Here is an 18,607-nt window from a genome sequence, read left to right on the forward strand (position 1 = left end):
CAACGACGCAGACGTCTGCAGTGCGAAACACGGATGTAGACCGAGCTGGCTCGGGCACCGCCCCCAATGAATACGTAGTCATTTTGTCCCCGAAAAAATGCGTGATGCCGGGTCGCCGACCCGAATCACGCTTTCCACCGCTATGGTTACGTAGTCATTATAAACAGAATCGCAAAACTTCCAAGCTCAAGATGTTGTGCGTCGCAATACGAGGTCATTAGGAAGCACAAACGTGTGCGGGGCCAATTCCGGCGAAGTCATACGACGCTGGAGCCGGTCTACTACCTGCTCAACCATGGCTGGCAAGGGCTGCTGGACAGTGCTCAAGCTGATGCACTCCCACCGCGCCATGGGAATATCGTCATAGCCGACGATCCAAATGTCGTTCGGGACTTGCTTGCCACTGCGCCGGGCGGCATCCAGGACACCGATCGCAACAATGTCATTTGTGCAAAACACTGCATCGACATCAGGGCGTTCTGCGAGCAGTGTCTGCATCGCTCGAAAGCCATTGTCGTAGCTAAAGTCGGCGGCATCAGCCCGCACAAATGCGTTCCCCTGGCTCAATTCGCCAAGGCCTTCCATAAAGCCTCGCTCGCGTTCGCGAATCGTGCTTGCCTTGGAACTCTTGCTGGACGCGGCTGAGATCAATCCAATGCACTTTCTGCCCGCGGACACGAAATAGTTTGCAACCCGCCGGCCGCCGGCATAGTTGTCGCTCACGATCGTGTCGAACAAGTCTGTTTCGACAGAGCGATTGATCAGGATGATCGGCTTCTCGGCCGCGACTCGGGTCAGCATCTCCCTGGATTCATCCAGCGCGGCGGCAAAGATGACGCCATCGGTTGCGCTTTCGGCAAGCGCACGTACCGTTGCCTCGTCCATCTTTCCTTCAAGCTCCCAGACCGTTGTGCGGAAGCCCCGACTAGCGAGCCGCTCAACTAACAGTTGGAGCAGCATCGGGTACAACGGGTTAGACAGGCTCGCGATGACGACCGCAACCGTCCCGCTGCGACGCGTCTTCATCTGTCGAGCTGCGGCACTGGGCGAATACTCGTGGTCTTGTATGACCTTCAAGACCCGCGCCTTGGTCTCCGGCTTCACCGATGGCAAATCCTGAAGCACACGGGAGACGGTCGTTTGCGAAACCCCTGCCAAGTTGGCAATGTCGATGCTGGTAAGCCTCTTGCTCATGGTGAGGTAGGAACTGCACACATTTCTGTAAATGCCCCGGATTCTAAACGAACCCTTCGAGGCCGCCACGATATCGACAGTGCCGGTGGCCCACAGGCTACTTTGATAAACCGATCGGAATGGTTCTGCGCGGCGCGGCAAAGTGTATTGCGAAGACGCGATAGGTGACCTTCCGAAACCATTATTTGATGGGTATCGACCACGGCCGGGAAACCCCACGGGCATATAGTGATGACCGCTCAGTCGAGCATTATTGTCGTTTGGATTGGGCGTACCAAACGGCAGAAACGGGTCGGCTAGAGACGACCGTCGACTGTCCGCGGGGTCCCTCGTCACAATCCAATACTTTCGTGATTGAAACTGGCCAGCCCCAGCTAGCGCCCCGTCCGTCCAGCCGCATCATCGGTGAAGTGGTAGAGGTGCGTGTTGTCCGGCGCCTCGCCGATCCTCTCGCCGCTCGGGCGGAACTCGACCTGGCGCCGGTAGTTTTCGCTGTCGGCCCTGGCGTCGCGGGTCGCGAGCTTCAGCGCCTCGGGATAGGGCATGGGGTCCTTCGATTTCTCGATTTCGAGTAGCATCGTCTGTTCGTTGACACGAACGCTGTACCTGCCGAGGTTGAAAAGGAGGTACATCGCCAGAAGGTTGTCGTAGTCTTGGTAAGCCCCGGCGTCGCGGCGGAAGTCTAGCGACAGGACCGAGGGAAAGCGGTCGGGCAAGTCCTTGAAGGCCACTTTCTCTTCCTCTTGTGGGTCGACATAGGCCGAACCCCGGTACTTTTTATACAGCACCACGTCCATGCTGTACTTGCGCCGGCCCCACTCCTTGATGAGCTTCATCGCCATATCGGTAGGGACGTTGGCGGTGGCTGCCGCCACCACGCGCCGTCCTGAAAGAACTCTCGCGCTGGTCACCTCCAGGTCGCGGTAGCCAGCCCCAAACCTGAAGGCGGCGCCGATGGTCTTGGCGCAGTTTAGGCGCAGGTAGTCGTACTTTACTTGGCCTCGGTGATACTCGGTGTTACTACGCTGCTGGTGATAGTCTTCGTTGATGCGCCGGAAAAAAGCTGCCAGTGCCGCCCTTTCCGCCGCTGGCACGCCGTAGACACGCACACCGATGACTGAGCGCTTGTAGATTTCGCCGAAGTCCAGCCCAAACGATGCTGTCTCGGCGACCGTGGAGATTGTCTTGAACAGATATTCCTGCTTGGGTATGGCGATCATCAGATCGGCGTTGTAGTAGCCGCTCGCGTGCTTGATGTCTCGGTCCGCATAAAAGTTGGCCGAATACACCACCTCGTCGCCAGCCAGATCGTCACGGAGCGCCAGTGCGATATGGCCGGCCGATCCGCGTTTGGACGTGCCAAAGCTGATCAGCAACTCCAGATCATAGGGATCCTCGCGAAGCCTTGCTGCGATCTGCTCAATGTTGGCGGGCTCCGGCCCGCCCTTACTGCCGAATTCGGTGGCAAGGGCCAACCGTGGCGATAGAATCGCTACAGCGACGAACCAGAGCACCAGCCTCGTTCTCATTATTCCCCCAGCCCTCGGCCAGTGCGTGCCTTACGCAACCTGAACGTCGCGTGACGATTCATGGGCGCCCAATGGCTAACCAATGCGAACACTCGAGTGCGCCCGCACCACGCCCCGCCGAGCCACGAGTGATTCGCGGCACGCGGGGCGCACGCACCCACATGCTGCCATTGGGCTTTGAGTCGATATGGCGCAGTAACCCCGCTCGCGTCCAGCGCTAAGGTTAGCATCGCCTCGTTGCCGGCATGCAGGGTAAACGAGGGTGGATACTCAATGAGGTGGGTCAGTGCATGTGCTCGGGGATCGATTTCCAATGCTGCCTCCCTTCCCGCCAACGCTCACAGCATATGCGCCTTCAGAACCATTTGGAACGCCTTTTCCGGAGACATCCCTCCATCACCAGCATTACAAGCTCATCCCGGTAGTTGACGTGTTCCGTGTATGGTGTGGGCAAGGTGTTCAGTACTTCTCGCACCAGGAATTTGACGTCGGCAGTTTTCATTCGCTCCTCGCGTGAGGCCTATCGATCCGGCATTCATCAACTCGGCCAGCGCGCGGTGTCGCCTGGCGTCGGCCGGCACTCATTGTTGGAAATCCATGGGGCGCGCTAGCGTGCGGGGCCGATTCCGACGCCACAGTTTGTGGCACACAGTACTAAGAGGGACGCCCTGGATTCGCAAATATGTGACGCCTCACATATTTTCGAAACCCGGCCACCCCTCATCGTCGTCCCGCCGCTGCTGAAAATCCCCCTTTCGTCCTTGACATTGTTCTCCCTTCACCTAGGATGATGTAATCGATTGCATTGCCAGTTTTGCCATCCACTCTGCGGCCTGGCAATATTTTTTTCACTGAAATGTAATCGATTACATTTAACGGAAACCACGAAGGAGACATCGACATGCAGGAACGCCGTCGGAAGTTTTATGGCTGGGGCTACGAAGGGGACACCGTTACGCCGGAGGAAATCTCGGAGTTCGAGGCCGCGTGGAGCCGCCTGCTAGGTGTCGAGCATTTCGAGGCCATGCCCTTTCCCACTGCGGACGAAATCGAGCTTCGCGCGCCGCGCGTTCAGCCGCCGGCAACGCTGCGCGAGATCTGCACGACCGACCACTACGACCGCCTTTATCACACCTATGGCGCCGGTACGGTGGACGTGGCGCGGGCCATTCGGAAGGAGTTCCCGAATCCGCCAGACGTCGTCGCGTATCCCAAGACCGAACAGGAGATCGTCGATCTCTTCGACTGGTGCGGCCGCCAACAGCTCGCCGTTGTTCCCTACGGCGGCGGCTCCAGCGTGGTCGGCGGGGTGAACCCCCCGGAGCACGACCGGTACCGTGGCGTCCTCACGCTCGACCTCAAACACTTCGACAAGGTGCTGGAAGTCGACCAGACCTCGCAAGCCGCGCGCATCCAGGCCGGGGTGCTCGGGCCGAGCCTGGAACGCCAGCTCAAGCCGACCGGGCTGACCATGCGCTTTTTCCTGCAGGCATGGGAGTTCTCGTCGCTGGGGGGCTGGATCGCGACCCGCGCTGCCGGGCATTTCGCCACTGCATACACGCAGATCGACGACCACATCGAAAGCCTAAAGGTCGTGACCCCCGCGGGCAATATCGAGTCGCGCCGCTTTCCAGTATCGGGCTCGGGCCCCAATCCCGACCGGCTGTTTCTGGGCTCGGAGGGCGCGCTTGGCGTCATTACCGAGGCCTGGGTCAAGCTGCACCGCCGCCCAATCTTCCGCAAGCAGACCACGGTGCGCTTCCGCGATTATGCGAAGGCCGTGGAGGCGACGCGGCTGCTGTCCCAGTCGGGCCTGAACCCCGCGAACGCGCGGTTGGTCGAGCGGGAGGAGGCAGCCTACACCGGCTCAAGCGACGGCACCTATGACATCCTCGTGCTGGGCTTCGAGTCGGCGGATCACCCGGTCGATGCGTGGATGGCGCGCGCGCTGGAGATCTGCGCAGCATGCGCCGGCGAGTGGGATACCGCTGCGGCAACCAAGGAGGAAGGTGCCGATTCGGCCACGGCAAGCTGGCGCAACAAGTTCCTGCGCGGACCTTATCTGCGCGAGTACGCCATTGCACGCGGCGTCATGCGCGAGACCATGGAAACAGCCGTCACGTGGGACCGCTTCGCCTCACTTCACCAGCACGTCAAGGCCGAGACTCATCGCATCATCCACGAAGTGACGGGCCGCCCGGGCTCCGTGACCTGCCGCTTCACCCACCTGTATCCGGACGGCCCTGCGCCTTACTTCACCTGGTTTGCCTATGGGGACAAGGCCCGCATTCCCGAGCAGTACATGGCAATCAAGCGGGTGGCGGAACAGGCCATGGTGGACGCCGGCGGCACCGTCACCCACCACCACGCGCTCGGACGGGACCATCGTCCCTGGTATGACAAGGAGCGGCCCGAGCTGTTCTGCACCGCACTGAAGGCGGCAAAGCAAGCGTTCGACCCGAAGCAGATCCTGAATCCCGGCGTGCTGTTCGACCCGAGCTGAAGCTCGGGCATTCACAGGAGGCAAAACCATGGCAGGACCTTTGGAAGGCATCCGGGTGCTCGACCTGAGCCGCATCCTTGCGGGACCGTGGAGCACCCAGTTGCTGTCGGACCTCGGTGCCGACGTGATCAAGGTGGAGCGGCCCGGCAGCGGGGACGATACGCGCGCCTGGGGGCCGCCCTTCCTTGCCCGGGAAGACGGCACCCTGACGGCTGAGTCGGCCTATTTTCTTTGCGCCAATCGTGGCAAGCGCTCGATCACCGTGGACGTCAGCAGCGAGGAGGGACAGGCCGTGCTTCGCGAACTGGCGAAGACGGCCGACGTCTTCGTCGAGAACTATAAATGCGGCGACATGCGGCGCTATGGCCTGGACTACGACACGCTGGCGGAGCTCAATCCACGCCTGGTGTACTGTTCGATCACCGGCTTCGGGCAGACCGGGCCCTACAGTCACCGGGCCGGCTACGACTTCGTTGTACAGGCCATGGGCGGGCTCATGAGCATCACCGGCGAGTGCGACGATCTCCCCGGCGGAGGGCCGCAGAAATGCGGCGTACCTATCTCGGACCTGATGACAGGGATGTACGCATCGGTGGCCATCGTCAGCGCCTTGTTCGAACGGGTCGAGAGCGCACGCGGCCAGTACATCGACATGAGCCTGCTCGACACGCAGGTCGCGTGGCTTGCGAACCAGGCTTCCAACTACCTGGTAGCGGGTTCCGAGCCACGACGTTGGGGTAACGCCCATCCGAACCTCGCGCCCTACCAATCGTTCGCGACCAGCGATGGCGCGCTGATCGTTGCCGTCGGCAACGACCGGCAGTTCGGCGCGCTGTGCGGCGCACTGGACCAGGGCGAACTGGCACGCGACGAGCGCTACGCGACCAACGCCGCGCGCCTGAAGCACCGCGAGAGCCTGGTGTTCTTGCTGGCGGACCGATTCCGTGGCCGCGACACGGCAACCTGGCTGGTCGGACTGGAAGCCGCCGGCGTGCCGTGCGGACCAATCCATACGATTCCGCAGGCCTTGTCGGATCCGCAAGTGCAGTCGCGCGGCATGGTGTTCTCGCTTCCCCATGGAAGCGGAGCGATCGCGCCGCAGATCGCCAACCCAATCAAGTTCTCCCGCTCCACTGTCGATTATCGGCGTGCCCCGCCAGTGCTCGGCGAGCATACGGACGACATCCTGAGCCGCGACCTCGGCTGGTCCGCGGACCGGATCTCGGGATTGCGCAAGGGAGGAACGATTTGAACCGCAGGTAGCACAAGCGCGGTCCCGAAGCAGGATCGCATCAGGAGACAGGAGACCCATCATGCATCGATATCTACGACAAGCGTCCGCCGCCCTGCTTTGCCTGGCAGCGATCTCCGCGTGGCAGCACGCGGCGGCCAAGGACTGGCCCGTCCAGCCGGTCCGCGTGGTCCTGCCCTATCCGCCCGGCGGCGCTTCGGATGTCACCGCCAGGCTGCTGAGCACAAAGCTTAGCCAGGCCTGGGGAGAATCGGTCGTCATCGAGAATCGGCCGGGGGCCAACGGCATCATTGCCAACGAACTCGTGGCGAAATCGGCCGCGGACGGATATACGGTGCTGATGGCCAACCTTGGTCCGAATGCGATCAATCCTGCGGTCTATTCGAAATTGCCTTATGACTCGGTCAAGGATTTCGCGCCCGTGATCCTGGCGACTAGCGTTCCGCTGGTCATTGTCACGGCGGCGAACTCCCCCATCAAGGATCTGAGGCAACTGATCGCCATGGCCAAGGATAAGCCTGGCGAGATCACCTTCGGCTCGGCAGGCAACGGGGCGAGCAACCACCTCGCGGGCGAGCTGCTCAATACCATGGCGGGCGTCAAGATGGCGCATGTCCCTTACAAGGGCGACGCACCCTCCTTGACCGACGTGCTGGGCGGGCAGATCCATGTCGCGCTGCCGACGGCCCTGGCCGGCATGCCGCAGGTCAAAAGCGGCAAGCTACGCGCGCTTGCGGTCACCAGCAAGAAGCGCCTCCCGTCCTTGCCGGATGTTCCCACGGTAGACGAAGCACTGGGCATTAACGGCTATGAGGCCGTATCCTGGGGCGGCTTCATGGTGCCGACGGGCACCTCGGCGGCCATCATCACCAAGATGAATGCTGAGTTCAACAAGGCGCTGCAATATCAGGACATTCGGGAGAAGCTGCTGGCTCAGGGCGCCGAGATCGTCGGCGGCACGCCGGAGTCGTTTGACGCCTTCCTTCGCGCCGAACTCGCCAAATGGAAGAAGGTTGCGGACTCTGCGAAGGTGCGGCTCGACTAGCCGCGGCAAGCGCCGGTCGCATTGCCTCGACCGGCGCTTGCGTGGCGTTCCTGGCCAGCGGACTTGCCGCCCGACGATACAATGCGGCGTCAGGCTGGGCCGCCAGGGCACCCTTGGATGGGCTCATCCTTCATTCCAACCTTACTCTTCCCTTCGCTTTCGAGGCATGCCGAATATGGTCAACGTGAAACAGGTCGCTCTCCTTGCCGGCGTGTCTTCTGCCACCGTATCGCGCGCGTTGTCGGCACCCGAACTGCTGCGGCCTGAGACTCTGAAGCGCGTGCAGGAAGCGATTGCCAGCCTCGACTACGTGCCTTTTGCCGCTGCCCGGATCCTGCGTTCGGGACGGACCATGTCCATCGGCATCATTGCGCCGACGCTGATGAACGAACTGTACGCAAGAGCCGTGGACACCCTGGAGAAGCAGCTCGAAGCGCTCGGCTATACCGTTCTTCTGACGTGCCATCGCGACAACAGCGAAATCGAGTTGCGCTGTGCGCGGGAAATGCTGGAGCGGCGCGTGGACGGCATCGCCATCATCGGCTCGCAGCACCACCCCGACGTCTTCTCCCTTATCCATAAGCACAATGTCCCCTATGTGCTGATGTGGGCAACGGATCGCGAAGGCAGCCATCCGACGGTTGGCTACGACAACCGGCTCGCGATGCGGCGGCTGACCGCCTATCTGATAGGCCTTGGGCACCGCGAATTCGCCGTCCTCCCGGGGCCGCTGAACACCCAGCATCTGTCGGTCCAGCGGCTGGAAGGCGTCAAGGACGTGCTCAGCGAACATAGCATCGCACTGCGCGAGGAACTGGTCCTGCCCACGCCCTATGAGGTCGAGCCGGCCCGCGCCGCAGCGCGCGCCTGTCTGACCAGTCCACATCGGCCTACCGCACTGATCTGCATAAACGACTTCATCGCGGTCGCCGCCATCGCCGAGTGCCGCGCTCTGGGCCGGTCCATTCCGGACGATATCTCCGTGACCGGTTTCGGGGACTGGCAGGTCGCAGAACTTATCACGCCTACCCTGACAACCATGCGGTCGAATCCCGTGCGTATCGGCGAACTGACCGCGAGGAACATTATTGCGCAGATAGAAGGCGCGGCACGGCGGGAAGATCTGCAGGACGAATTCGAGCCGGAGCTGATCGTTCGGGAAAGTACTGCTGCGGTGAAAATCGTAGTGGCGCCTTAGTCCCGTGCGGGCGCGGAAAAACAGCGCTCCAAATTGTAGGGGGCGCACGCCGTGCGGACTTCCGCCAGCCGTGACCGCGAGAGCGCCCCTCCGCCGGCGTCACGGCGCAAGGCGTCTGGGCCTCCATTTGCCGCGCGGCAGGCATGCCGGAATCGTGGGCAGGCACGGCTTCCGCCCAGGTGGACCACCGCGGTCACCAAAGCCGAGCTCGCAGATCGTACGGTATCCCCGCCGTCCGATAGCAGAAAATTCAACATCCGATCGGTCGGGCGGTGCTCCAGTTTGTGCACCTAGGCAAAACTGTGGCCGGCATCTTGATCCCGCATTGATTGAAAAGGAATGCCAGCCCTAGGATTGCTTTCACTTGTGACCCTCTTCTTCTTGTTTGAGGGCGATGCTAAGCCCTGGGGCAAGTTGCCAGCACCCATCCATAGTGGGGCGGATCGGGGCTGCGCAAACCGGCCCCTGCCGCCCCGCGTCTTCGTAGAAAATGGCAGCGCACGAACTACCTCATTAGCATGTCAAAACGTGCACTGGAGAGGCGGCGTCTCACATGGAATACCGTCACTATCGCCGTCCATTTTTACCGCTGGGCAGTTCTTTAGGTAGAAGCGGGCTTCCGCGCAGGAAGACATCTGGCTACAGTGCTGTTTGCCCTCGCAGCGGAAGACTGGTTCCGGCGTTGGGGCAATAATCGAAACCGCGATCGACTGTGGCTCGGCGGCGACTCCCACATTGTCCAGCGGCGCGTGAGTTTTGTAGTAGATGAAAACGGCCGCGGCGGCCGCGACTAGCAGCAAGCTCTTGTACATGTTGACCCCAACCCTGCTTTTTTTATCCAACTGCAAGCATGCCACAACAACATCGTAGTCGATCTGCCGCCCTACCCGGATAAGGTTCCAGGAGGAACTGATGTGCAATTGACAGCCCATAGCCTTAGTCGGCCCGACCCCACGCAGCTGCATCAGGCGCTTGCTGCGCTCGCCTTCACGCGCAATCTCGCTGATAGCTTGATCATATTCGTCCAGCTTCTCCTCCAGCCTGCCCGCATGGCTCAGCAGGTCCTGGATGCATCGATTCGCCCAGCCGGGCAAGGCTTCCAGATGGGGGCCGATCTCCTTGCGCAGTCGCTCCGGCTTCTGCGGCAATACCACACCGAATTTGGCCAGCAACCCCCGCAGGCGGTAGTAAGTAGCGGTACGCTCTTCTACGAATCCCTGTCGGGTTCGATGCAAGCTCAGGGTTGCTTGCTGGTGCTCGTCCTTGACCGGCACAAAGCGCATGCTCGGCCGCGTCACCGCCTCGCAGATGGCCGCCGCGTCGGCGTGATCGTGGATTGGGCGGCGGGCTTTTCGGGGGGCGGTTTAAGCCACTAGCGGGGCGCGACATGAGGCCGACAGCCGTGTTCAACTGGGGCCGACTTCGTTCGTGAGCGGCTTGCCGCTTTCGAACTCCGTCACGCTGCGCAAGGTTGTTTCGCAAATGGTCGTCACGGCCTCGCGCGTGAGGAAGGCTTGGTGCCCGGTCACGATCACGTTAGGAAACGTGATTAGCTGCTGCATGACGGCGTCGTCGACGATGGTGCCGGACAGGTCGCGGAAGAACAGCTCCGCCTCTTGCTCGTACACGTCGATCGCCAGCCCGCCGAGTTGCCCGCTCCTGAGCGCTTCGATGACTGCTTCCGTGTCGATCAGCCCGCCGCGGCTGGTGTTGATCAGCAGGGCGCCGCGCTTGGCGCGCGCCAGCGTTTCGGCGTTGATGATGTGATGGGTCTCGGGCGTGAGCGGGCAGTGCAGCGAGATGCAGTCCGCGCTTGCGCCGATTTCTCCCTCGTCCGCGTAGCGGCCGCCAAGGGCCTCGAACTCCGGCGATGGGTACTTGTCGTAGCCGATCACGTTGCAGCCGAAGCCGACCATGATTTTCGCAAACACGCGCCCGATCTTGCCGGTGCCGATCACGGCCACGGTCTTGCCGTACAGGTCGAAGCCCATCAGGCCTTCGAGCGAGAAATTGAAATCCCGCGTGCGGTTGTAGGCCCGGTGGATCTTGCGGTTGACCGCCAACAGCAGCGCCACAGCATGCTCGGCGACCGAATTTGGCGAGTAGTCGACCACGCGCACTACCTTGATGCCGAGCGCCTGCGCGGCTTTCAGGTCGACGTTGTTGAACCCGGTGCAGCGCAGCGCGACCAGCTTGGTGCCGCCGCGCGCGAGCGCTTCCAGCACAGTCGCATCGGCCCGGTCATTGACGAAGATGCAGACGGCGCCGTGGCCGGCGGCGAGGCCCACCGTTTCACTGTCCAGGGGGACTTCGAAGTATTTGAGCCGATGGCCTTGCGCCGCATTCGCGGCGTCGAGATGTTGACGATCGTAGGACTTTGCGCTGAAGACGGCGATTTCCATGATGTGTCTCCGCGGCGAATCGCATGGCGCGCTTCGCCCAGGTTGCGCCACTATCCGCCAGCCAGTGTGGCGGCGACCTGTACGAACAGGATTTTCACGATGGTCATAGACGGGAAGATCATCGAGTAGCCGAGGTCGGGCCGGTCGGTGGGCGCGACGCGGTTGGCAAAGGCAAGGATGGCGGGATTGCCGGTCGCACCGCAGATCACGCCCACCGCCAGGTCGAACGGCAGCCTGAAGACCCAGAGGCAGAAGATCGCAGTGATCAGCAGCAGGGCGAGCAGGATCACCACGCCATAGAGCAGGAAGGACACCCCGGTCACGCCGATGGTGGCGAAGAACTTCGGCCCGGATGCAATGCCCACCTGGGCGAGGAAGATGGTCAGCCCGAAGTTGCGCAGGACCAGGTTGGCCGACAGCGGCATGGTCCAGACGAACGGCCCGAAACGGCGCACCTGGCCGAGCACAAGGGCTACCAGCAGCAGCGCGGCGAGCCCCAGCGCCAGCGTGCCGACGCCGGGAATCGGCACCGGGATCAGCCCGACCAGCAGCCCGAGGGCAGCGCCGATGCCGATCGAGATAAAGCTCAGCTCGGCGGTGCCCTTGATGGAGTCGCCGAACAGCACGCGAATCGGCTTCATGTGGGCGCGATTGACCAGCAGGCCGACACGGTCACCGAACTCGAGGATGAGGTCGTCGCTGGGCATCAGGTCGGCATCGCCGCGCCGCACGTGGGCGATCGAGCAGACCATGCCTTCGGGAAAACGGATATCGCGCAGCCTGTGCCCGACCACGAGCCGGCTTGAGGCAAACACGCGCATATAGTCCAGGTCTTCGCGATGGCTCGTCATGCGGCCCGGCTGCAGTTCCCCGCACAGCGAGGTGGCTTCACGCAGCACGGCCGGGTCGGTGGCGGTCGCGAGCAGCACGTCGTTGGCCTGCAGGACCATGTCGTCGGCGGACGGCTGGTTATGGTGGGCGCGACGCACGGCGGCAATCGCCACCCCGTCCGGCAGGCAGGCTACGAGCTCCGACAGCCGCGCGCCGATAAACGCCGCGTTTGACAGCACAATCTCGGCGGTCTCGATCAGCTTTGGCGGCGGCCGCACGATATTTGGCTTGAGCAGCGCGGTGAGGGCATACAGAAACAGGATCGGCCCTGCCACGCCGACCGGGTATGCGACGCTGTAGCCCACCGCGGCGCCGTCGCTCTTCATTGCCGCCATCGCGGCCTGCAAGCTTGCCGTGCTGGTGCCCGCGCCGGCGAACATGCCTAGCGACTCGTCTAGCTTCACGCCGACCAGCGGCACCAACGCAACCGCGACCAGTCCGGAGCCAACCACGCCAAGGACCGCAGCGGCGTTGGCCTTGATGCCATCGGGGCTGGTCAGACCCTTAAAAAACTGCTCCCCGTACTGGATCCCAATGCCATAGAGAAAGAGCAGCAGCCCTAGGGTGCCAAGGATGGCAGGCGGCGCAGACTTCGGCGCGAACCCGCCGATCGCCAGCCCCACGAACAGCACCGCGCCCGAACCGAGCGACACGCCCTTGATATTGATCTCGCCGAAGACATAGCCCAGTGCAACCGTGAGGAACAGCGTGAGCAGCGGTTGGGTTTCGAGCAATGTCCGGACTGCATCCATGGCAGCTCTTTTCTGATGGGCAGGAGCGGGCAGCGATAAGCATCCGCGCAGGGTCACGGGCGCACTGCGCGGACGGGGTTGACAGCCCTTGTTCCGGGCATGCGTTATCGAGTGGTGGCTTGTATGAATCCGATCATCGTGACAGGCACCGGCCGGCGCGGCAGCAACCACTGGAATGCCCCTCGAAAATATACGATGCGCCGCACGAATTCAAGAATTGAAGCGGCGCGGCAGCGGGGCTATCAAACTTGCTCGCGCGTCCCGCCGCAGGCTGACGGAGGGCCGATTGCAGGTTTGGCAGAGTTGGGGGCTATTGAAGCCCCGATAGCTGGCGGCGTTACCCAACCCGAAAACATTCCTTACTCTGCCCCGCATTGACCGCGCGCCGCAGCCAGTCGGGCATGTCACCTGCCCGTCCCAACTCTGCCGCGCGGCGTTGCGGTAGCAGACCACCGGCGGCGGCGCGGGTGGGGTGGCGGAGGGGGCGGCGATCGAAGCACCCCGCCGCTGCCAGCTCCTCCATGGTCAGCCCGTAGTCAGCCATCTCCGCATGGATCCGGCGGATCGCTGCCGCCCGCTCACTGAGTATTGGGGGCGTTCCGATCTCGCCTCGTCAGACATGATGTCGTTGGAAACTGCTTCAATCGGGATGTACACTCACGTTCGCGATCGGTGGGGCATCTTCTATGACCAGCCAATTTTGCTCAACGAGCGCCAGGCCGGTTGCTGGGGGCAGCTATCCGGGGAGTAGGCCCGCTCGGACGCGGGGCGGTCCGTTCGGAAACGTGGATTTGTGACACATTTCAGGACACAATTCCGGAATGAGACCATCTCTGCATCCAACCCGGACCGTTGCCCTGGGTTTCCTGCTGGCCATCGTGGCAGGCAGCGTGCTCCTGATGTTGCCCTGGTCCCGAGTCGATGGCGGGAGCGCGCCCTGGCTGATCGCATTCTTCACCGCAGTCTCGGCCGTCTGCGTGACTGGCCTGGTGGTCGTGGATACAGGAACTTACTGGTCCGGCTTCGGCCAGGCGGTCATCATGGTGCTATTCCAGCTTGGCGGCTTTGGCATGATGACCGCGTCTACGCTGCTTGGCCTGATGGTCAATCGCTCGCTGCGATTGCGGACCAAGCTGATTGCCCAGGTCGAAACCCATGCGATCGGGCTGGGCGACATCGCCGGCGTGGCCAGGCTGGTGCTGGTGGTGACGTTGAGCTTCGAGATGGTCATCGCGATGTGGCTAGCCTCGAGGCTGCATCTCACGTACGCCCTTCCCTGGCCCGAGGCAGCATGGAATGGCTTGTTTCATTCGATCTCAGCCTTCAACAACGCTGGCTTCTCGACCCACGCAGACAGCCTGACGCGCTATGCGGCCGACCTGTGGATGCTGGGACCGGTGATGGCGGCGATCGTCGTAGGCGGCATCGGGTTTCCTGTGCTGCACGACTTGCGGAACAAGGCATCCGATCCGCGTCGATGGTCCCTGCATAGCAAGCTCACCTTGTCGGTTACGGCGGTGCTGCTGGTCACGGGCATTCTTGGCCTGCTATTGTTCGAATGGAATAACCCAAAAACGCTCGGCGCGATGCCGCCTGCCGGGAAGCTGCTGTCCGCAGCGTTTGCCTCTGTCTCCGCCCGTACTGCCGGATTCAACTCGATCGACATCGGCGCGCTGACTCATGAAAGCCTGGCGCTGCATTTCTTCCTGATGTTCGTCGGCGGAGGCAGTGCCAGTACTGCCGGCGGCGTCAAAGTCGGCACCGTCGCCATCCTGGCCTTGTTGGTGATTGCCGAGATCCGCGGGCGCGTCGACAGCGAGGCATTCGGGCGGCGCGTCAGCGGCTCGGCGCAGCGGCAGGCGATCACCGTGCTGGCGTTGGGAAGCGCCTTGATTACGCTGGGAACGCTGACCATCCTGTTCGTTACCGAGTTGCCGACCGATCAAGTCATCTTCGAAGTGATTTCAGCTTTCGGTACAGTTGGCTTGTCGACTGGTATCACGGCCGACCTTCCCGCTTCCGGCCAGCTTACGCTGATAGCGCTCATGTACGCCGGCCGGGTCGGCACCATTACGCTCGCGGTATCCCTGGCGCTGGGCGAACATCGCACACCATACCGTTACCCGGAGGAGCACCCAATTGTTGGCTAGATTGTTTACCGAGCAGTTCGCCTTCTCTGCAGGCGACAGCGTCGTCGTGATCGGGCTTGGCCGCTTTGGCAGCTCGGTGGCGCAATCGCTCATCCGCCTGGGCCACGATGTCATGGGCATAGACAAGGATGCCGAGCTTGTGCAGCGCTGGTCGAATGCGTTGACCTGCGCCGTCCAGGCCGACTCCACCGATGTGAACGTGATGCGCCAGCTCGGCGTGGCCGATTTCTCACACGCCATTGTCGGGATTGGTACAGACATGTCTTCCAGCCTGATGACCTTGATGACGCTGACCGAGCTTGAGATCAAGGATATCTGGGTCAAGGCGTTTACCGCTGAACATGGCCAGATCGCGCAACGCATCGGCGCGCACCACGTCGTCTATCCGGAAGCGGACATGGGGGCGCGAGTTGCGCATCTGATCACCGGCCGAATGATCGATTTCATCGAATTCGACGATGGCTTTGCCATCGCCAGGATCCATGCGCCGGCGTCAACCCACAACAAGACGCTGTTGGTGTCCAGGGTACGTGAGCATTTCGGCGTCACGGTGGTTGGCATCAAGCGTGCCAACGAAGAGTTTGAGCACGCGACAGCCACCACCCTGATCCAGCCGGGAGACTTGCTGGTCGTCTCGGGACCGACAAAAAAAATCGAACACTTCGCGGGCAGCGCAGAAAAGCGATAGCTGCGCATGGGTGCCAGACTACGGCTTCGACCGTAAGCGGGTAGAAGAAGGCCGAATTCGGAGACGGGTCATGGTTCAATCCACGCCCCTTGCCTGACCCGTCCCATGCAGGTTGACCGGCCGTAGGTGAAGTCGAATCTGTTTCTCTGTTTCCACTATAGCGAATAGTGCGATGCCTATACCGATCACCAGCACGCCGTCCCAAAACGGCACAGATTCAGTGGCGAACACGTCTTGCAACGCAGGCATGTAGGTAATGGCAAATTGTGCCGCCGTGATGGCAGCAACCACCGCCCATACCACCTTTGTGCCGCGCACGGCTTTCCATGTTAAAGACGTGCTGTAGAAATTGCGGATGAAGAACAAGTGGAAAATCTCCATCACGACTAGCGTATTCACGGCCAGCGTACGTGCCAGTTCCAAGGAGTGGCCTTGGTCCAACGCGTATGAGAAAACACCGTAGACACCGCAAAGGAACAGCACAGAAACCAGCACGATATGCCATACCAGTACACCACTCAACAGAGGCTCCGCGCGCGATCGAGGCGCGCGGCGCATGGTAGCTTCTTCCGTCGGCTCAAAAGCCAATGCAATGCCCAGCGTGATGGCCGTGATCAGATTGATCCAGAGTATCTGGACGGGCGTGATGGGTAGCGTCAAACCGAAAAGCAGCGCTACCACAATCGTCATGGCTTCACCGGCATTGGTAGGTAAGGTCCAACTAATAACCTTCTTGATGTTGTCGTATACGGTACGGCCTTCGCGTACAGCGGCGACGATGGAGGCAAAATTGTCGTCCGCCAATACCAATTCGGCAGATTCCTTGGCGACCTCCGAACCTTTCTTCCCCATGGCGATCCCCGCATCGGCTCGTTTCAAAGCGGGCGCATCGTTTACGCCATCGCCGGTCATGGCTACTGTCATGTCATGGGATTGCAGCGCCATCACCAGCCGCAACTTGTCCTCCGGACTGGTGCGGGCAAAGATGTCGCAACTCAACGCCACTTGCCGCAGCGCGGCATCGTCCATCGCGCCCAAATCAACCCCTGTCAGCACGGTATGCGGGTTTTGCAGCCCGATCTGCTTACCGATCGCGGCGGCGGTTTTGGCATGGTCTCCCGTGATCATCTTGACGCGGATACCTGCTGCATGGCATTCCGAGACCGCGGTAACGGCTTCGGCGCGCGGTGGATCCATCATTCCCACCATGCCGAGCATGGTCAGCTTGCCTTCTACATCGGCATGTTCCAGCACGGTTTGCGTCGGGGCTACTGACCGCAAAGCAAAGGCCAGTACGCGCTGCCCTTGCGTCGCAATGAGCTCTGCGTTTTCATTCCAGTAATCGGCGTCGAGTGGCTCGATTGTTCCGTCCGGTCCGCGCTGGTTCTGGCACATAGCCAGTATCCTCTCGGGCGCACCTTTGACAAATACGAAGGCGTGGCGATCGTGATCATGGTTGAGTGTTGCCATGAATCGGTGTTTTGCATCGAAGGGGATCGCGTCGGTTCGCGCCCACGCCCCTTGCTGGTTACGCGCATCTACGTCCATCTTTCCGGAAAAGGCCAGCAACGCCCCTTCCATCGGGTCGCCCTCCACATGCCAAATGCCATCTTTCTGATGGAGTGCCGCGTCGTTACACAGCACGGCAGCACGGGCGAGTTCCTCAAGCACCTGATGCTCAAGCGGGGACACCCGCACTTCTTCAAGCCTGAGTTCGCCTTCTGGGGAATAGCCATCGCCGTCCAGCGCAAAGCGATGTTGATGGGTCAGTACGGAAGCCACCATCATCTCATTCCGGGTCAACGTACCGGTCTTATCAGTGCATATGACAGATACTGAGCCAAGCGTCTCAATGGCAGGCAAGCGACGCACGATGGCATTGCACCGGGCCATCGCTTGCACCCCAACAGCGAGCGTGATGGTCAGCACTGCGGGTAGACCCTCCGGGATTGCAGCCACCGCCAATGCTACTACCGCCATGAACACTTCGCTGAATTCGTGATGACCTACGAAATAACCATATGTAATCAGCAATGCAGCAATCAGCAGAATGCAAATAGTCAGCCATTTTGCAAAGGCACCCATCTGCTTGACCAAGGGGGTGGTGAGGGTTTCAACCTCGGAAAGGAGGTTACTGATATGCCCGATTTCGGTTCGAGCTCCGGTCGCTACGACAACGCCTTTGCCCTGGCCGCTGACGATCAGGGTGCCGGAAAACGCCATGCAAGCGCGATCCCCAAGTGGCGCGTCGGCCAGGACAGCCTCGCTTCGTTTTACAACAGGCACGGATTCTCCGGTGAGAATCGCCTCCTGCGCTAACAGAACGTGCGCGGTGATAAGACGCAGATCGGCAGCGACTTTGTCGCCCGCTTCTATCAGCACGATGTCGCCGGGGACGAGGTTATCACCTTCAACGCTGACGCGCTCGCCTCCGCGAATCACATTCGCTCTCGGTGCCAGCATATGGCGAATAGCATCCATGGCTTTTTCCGCCTTGCCTTCCTGAATGAAGCCGATCGCAGCGTTCGCAATGACAACCGCCAAAATCACTCCGGTATCAATCCAGTGCCCCAAGAAAGCCGTTATCGCAGCAGAGCCAATCAGTACATAGATCAGGACATTATGAAATTGGAGCAGGAAGCGAGCAGATGCGCTGCGACGCGATGTTTCTGGCAAGCGGTTGACCCCGAAATCCTTCAGTCGCGCCTGCGCTTCGGTTTGACTTAAGCCTGTGGTGGATGTCTCCAGTTTGTTGAGGGCGGTCGCTATGGAAATGCTATGCCAGGAAACCTGAACCCCTTCCGCATTTGACTTTCTCATGACAGTCCTTTTTGCTTCTTTTTCGGTGTCGCTTGCCGCTAGCTTTCATGGCAGGCGCGGCGCCCACGCATTGCCTCGAAGTGAAGTGGGGATCATTTCATCGCTGGCTCCTGGCCGACCGTTTGAACGACATTTCGGTCCGCCCGACCACAATGGAGCGGCGGACGAGCGCCCGGCATCAAA

The 18,607-nt window shown here is 61.3% G+C and carries 13 protein-coding genes and 2 pseudogenes; 7 read left to right on the forward strand and 8 right to left on the reverse strand.

Going from position 1 to position 18,607, the window contains the following annotated elements; all coding sequences use genetic code 11:
- Nucleotides 1-186 precede the first annotated feature (186 nt).
- Nucleotides 187-1,194, reverse strand: a complete 1,008-nt coding sequence (locus ACAD63_RS13540; protein ID WP_133093140.1) for a LacI family DNA-binding transcriptional regulator — start codon at nt 1,192-1,194, stop codon at nt 187-189.
- A 374-nt stretch (nt 1,195-1,568) separates the two neighbouring features.
- Nucleotides 1,569-2,708 carry a hypothetical protein gene (locus tag ACAD63_RS13545; protein WP_243736794.1) on the reverse strand — a complete coding sequence of 380 codons (1,140 nt, stop codon included), beginning with the start codon at nt 2,706-2,708 and terminating at the stop codon, nt 1,569-1,571.
- A gap of 916 nt (nt 2,709-3,624) precedes the next feature.
- On the opposite strand from ACAD63_RS13545, the gene ACAD63_RS13550 reads away from it, so the two are divergent.
- From ACAD63_RS13550 to ACAD63_RS13565, 4 genes are all read left to right on the forward strand, one after another.
- On the forward strand, nt 3,625-5,226 hold the full coding sequence (locus ACAD63_RS13550; RefSeq protein ID WP_434032824.1) for an FAD-binding oxidoreductase: 1,602 nt from the start codon (nt 3,625-3,627) through the stop codon (nt 5,224-5,226).
- A gap of 28 nt (nt 5,227-5,254) precedes the next feature.
- Nucleotides 5,255-6,478 carry a CaiB/BaiF CoA transferase family protein gene (locus tag ACAD63_RS13555; RefSeq protein WP_434032825.1) on the forward strand — a complete coding sequence of 408 codons (1,224 nt, stop codon included), beginning with the start codon at nt 5,255-5,257 and terminating at the stop codon, nt 6,476-6,478.
- 61 nt (nt 6,479-6,539) lie between these two features.
- Entirely contained in the window at nt 6,540-7,523 is a 984-nt protein-coding gene (locus tag ACAD63_RS13560; RefSeq protein WP_434032826.1) for a tripartite tricarboxylate transporter substrate binding protein, read from the forward strand.
- Nucleotides 7,524-7,698: 175 nt separating this feature from the next.
- Nucleotides 7,699-8,721: a LacI family DNA-binding transcriptional regulator gene (locus tag ACAD63_RS13565; protein WP_434032827.1), complete on the forward strand. Its 1,023-nt coding sequence runs from the start codon at nt 7,699-7,701 to the stop codon at nt 8,719-8,721.
- A 521-nt stretch (nt 8,722-9,242) separates the two neighbouring features.
- Here the strand turns inward: ACAD63_RS13565 and ACAD63_RS13570 are convergent.
- From ACAD63_RS13570 to ACAD63_RS13585, 4 genes and pseudogenes are all read right to left on the reverse strand, one after another.
- Complete coding sequence (locus ACAD63_RS13570; RefSeq protein WP_133093146.1) at nt 9,243-9,533, reverse strand: excalibur calcium-binding domain-containing protein; 291 nt, start codon at nt 9,531-9,533, stop codon at nt 9,243-9,245.
- A gap of 60 nt (nt 9,534-9,593) precedes the next feature.
- Nucleotides 9,594-10,067: pseudogene (locus tag ACAD63_RS13575) on the reverse strand (IS110 family transposase); the annotation flags it as partial.
- Between the two features lie 60 nt (nt 10,068-10,127).
- Complete coding sequence (locus ACAD63_RS13580) at nt 10,128-11,123, reverse strand: 2-hydroxyacid dehydrogenase (protein WP_133093147.1); 996 nt, start codon at nt 11,121-11,123, stop codon at nt 10,128-10,130.
- A gap of 50 nt (nt 11,124-11,173) precedes the next feature.
- Nucleotides 11,174-12,766: an aspartate:alanine exchanger family transporter gene (locus tag ACAD63_RS13585; protein WP_434032828.1), complete on the reverse strand. Its 1,593-nt coding sequence runs from the start codon at nt 12,764-12,766 to the stop codon at nt 11,174-11,176.
- 123 nt (nt 12,767-12,889) lie between these two features.
- On the opposite strand from ACAD63_RS13585, the gene ACAD63_RS13590 reads away from it, so the two are divergent.
- Nucleotides 12,890-13,144 (forward strand): hypothetical protein, encoded by a 255-nt coding sequence (locus tag ACAD63_RS13590; RefSeq protein ID WP_167884640.1) that lies wholly within the window; start codon nt 12,890-12,892, stop codon nt 13,142-13,144.
- Here ACAD63_RS13590 and ACAD63_RS13595 read toward each other — a convergent pair.
- Nucleotides 13,104-13,310: pseudogene (locus ACAD63_RS13595) on the reverse strand (H-NS histone family protein). The gene ACAD63_RS13590 and the pseudogene ACAD63_RS13595 overlap by 41 nt on opposite strands.
- Before the next feature lie 277 nt (nt 13,311-13,587).
- On the opposite strand from ACAD63_RS13595, the gene ACAD63_RS13600 reads away from it, so the two are divergent.
- A complete protein-coding gene (locus ACAD63_RS13600; RefSeq protein WP_434032829.1) occupies nt 13,588-14,916 on the forward strand; it encodes a TrkH family potassium uptake protein in 1,329 nt (442 codons plus the stop codon).
- Nucleotides 14,906-15,604, forward strand: coding sequence for a potassium channel family protein (locus ACAD63_RS13605; RefSeq protein ID WP_133093150.1), 699 nt, complete (start codon nt 14,906-14,908; stop codon nt 15,602-15,604). Before ACAD63_RS13600 ends, ACAD63_RS13605 begins: the two co-directional genes overlap by 11 nt.
- Nucleotides 15,605-15,679: 75 nt before the next feature.
- On the opposite strand, the gene ACAD63_RS13610 is transcribed toward ACAD63_RS13605, so the two are convergent.
- Nucleotides 15,680-18,424, reverse strand: a complete 2,745-nt coding sequence (locus tag ACAD63_RS13610; RefSeq protein WP_135706578.1) for a cation-transporting P-type ATPase — start codon at nt 18,422-18,424, stop codon at nt 15,680-15,682.
- Between the last annotated feature and the right edge of the window lie 183 nt (nt 18,425-18,607).

This window comes from Cupriavidus sp. a3, assembly GCF_051015765.1.
GTDB lineage: Bacteria > Pseudomonadota > Gammaproteobacteria > Burkholderiales > Burkholderiaceae > Cupriavidus > Cupriavidus oxalaticus_A.

Excerpts from the sequence above, each read along its gene's own strand:
- ACAD63_RS13555 (WP_434032825.1), top strand. The coding sequence starts at position 5,255 with ATGGCAGGACCTTTGGAAGGCATCCGGGTGCTCGACCTGAGCCGCATC.
- ACAD63_RS13565 (WP_434032827.1), top strand. The coding sequence starts at position 7,699 with ATGGTCAACGTGAAACAGGTCGCTCTCCTTGCCGGCGTGTCTTCTGCC.
- ACAD63_RS13550 (WP_434032824.1), top strand. The coding sequence starts at position 3,625 with ATGCAGGAACGCCGTCGGAAGTTTTATGGCTGGGGCTACGAAGGGGAC.
- ACAD63_RS13585 (WP_434032828.1), bottom strand. The coding sequence starts at position 12,766 with ATGGATGCAGTCCGGACATTGCTCGAAACCCAACCGCTGCTCACGCTG.
- ACAD63_RS13580 (WP_133093147.1), bottom strand. The coding sequence starts at position 11,123 with ATGGAAATCGCCGTCTTCAGCGCAAAGTCCTACGATCGTCAACATCTC.
- ACAD63_RS13600 (WP_434032829.1), top strand. The coding sequence starts at position 13,588 with ATGAGACCATCTCTGCATCCAACCCGGACCGTTGCCCTGGGTTTCCTG.
- ACAD63_RS13540 (WP_133093140.1), bottom strand. The coding sequence starts at position 1,194 with ATGAGCAAGAGGCTTACCAGCATCGACATTGCCAACTTGGCAGGGGTT.
- ACAD63_RS13570 (WP_133093146.1), bottom strand. The coding sequence starts at position 9,533 with ATGTACAAGAGCTTGCTGCTAGTCGCGGCCGCCGCGGCCGTTTTCATC.
- ACAD63_RS13590 (WP_167884640.1), top strand. The coding sequence starts at position 12,890 with ATGAATCCGATCATCGTGACAGGCACCGGCCGGCGCGGCAGCAACCAC.
- ACAD63_RS13560 (WP_434032826.1), top strand. The coding sequence starts at position 6,540 with ATGCATCGATATCTACGACAAGCGTCCGCCGCCCTGCTTTGCCTGGCA.
- ACAD63_RS13610 (WP_135706578.1), bottom strand. The coding sequence starts at position 18,424 with ATGAGAAAGTCAAATGCGGAAGGGGTTCAGGTTTCCTGGCATAGCATT.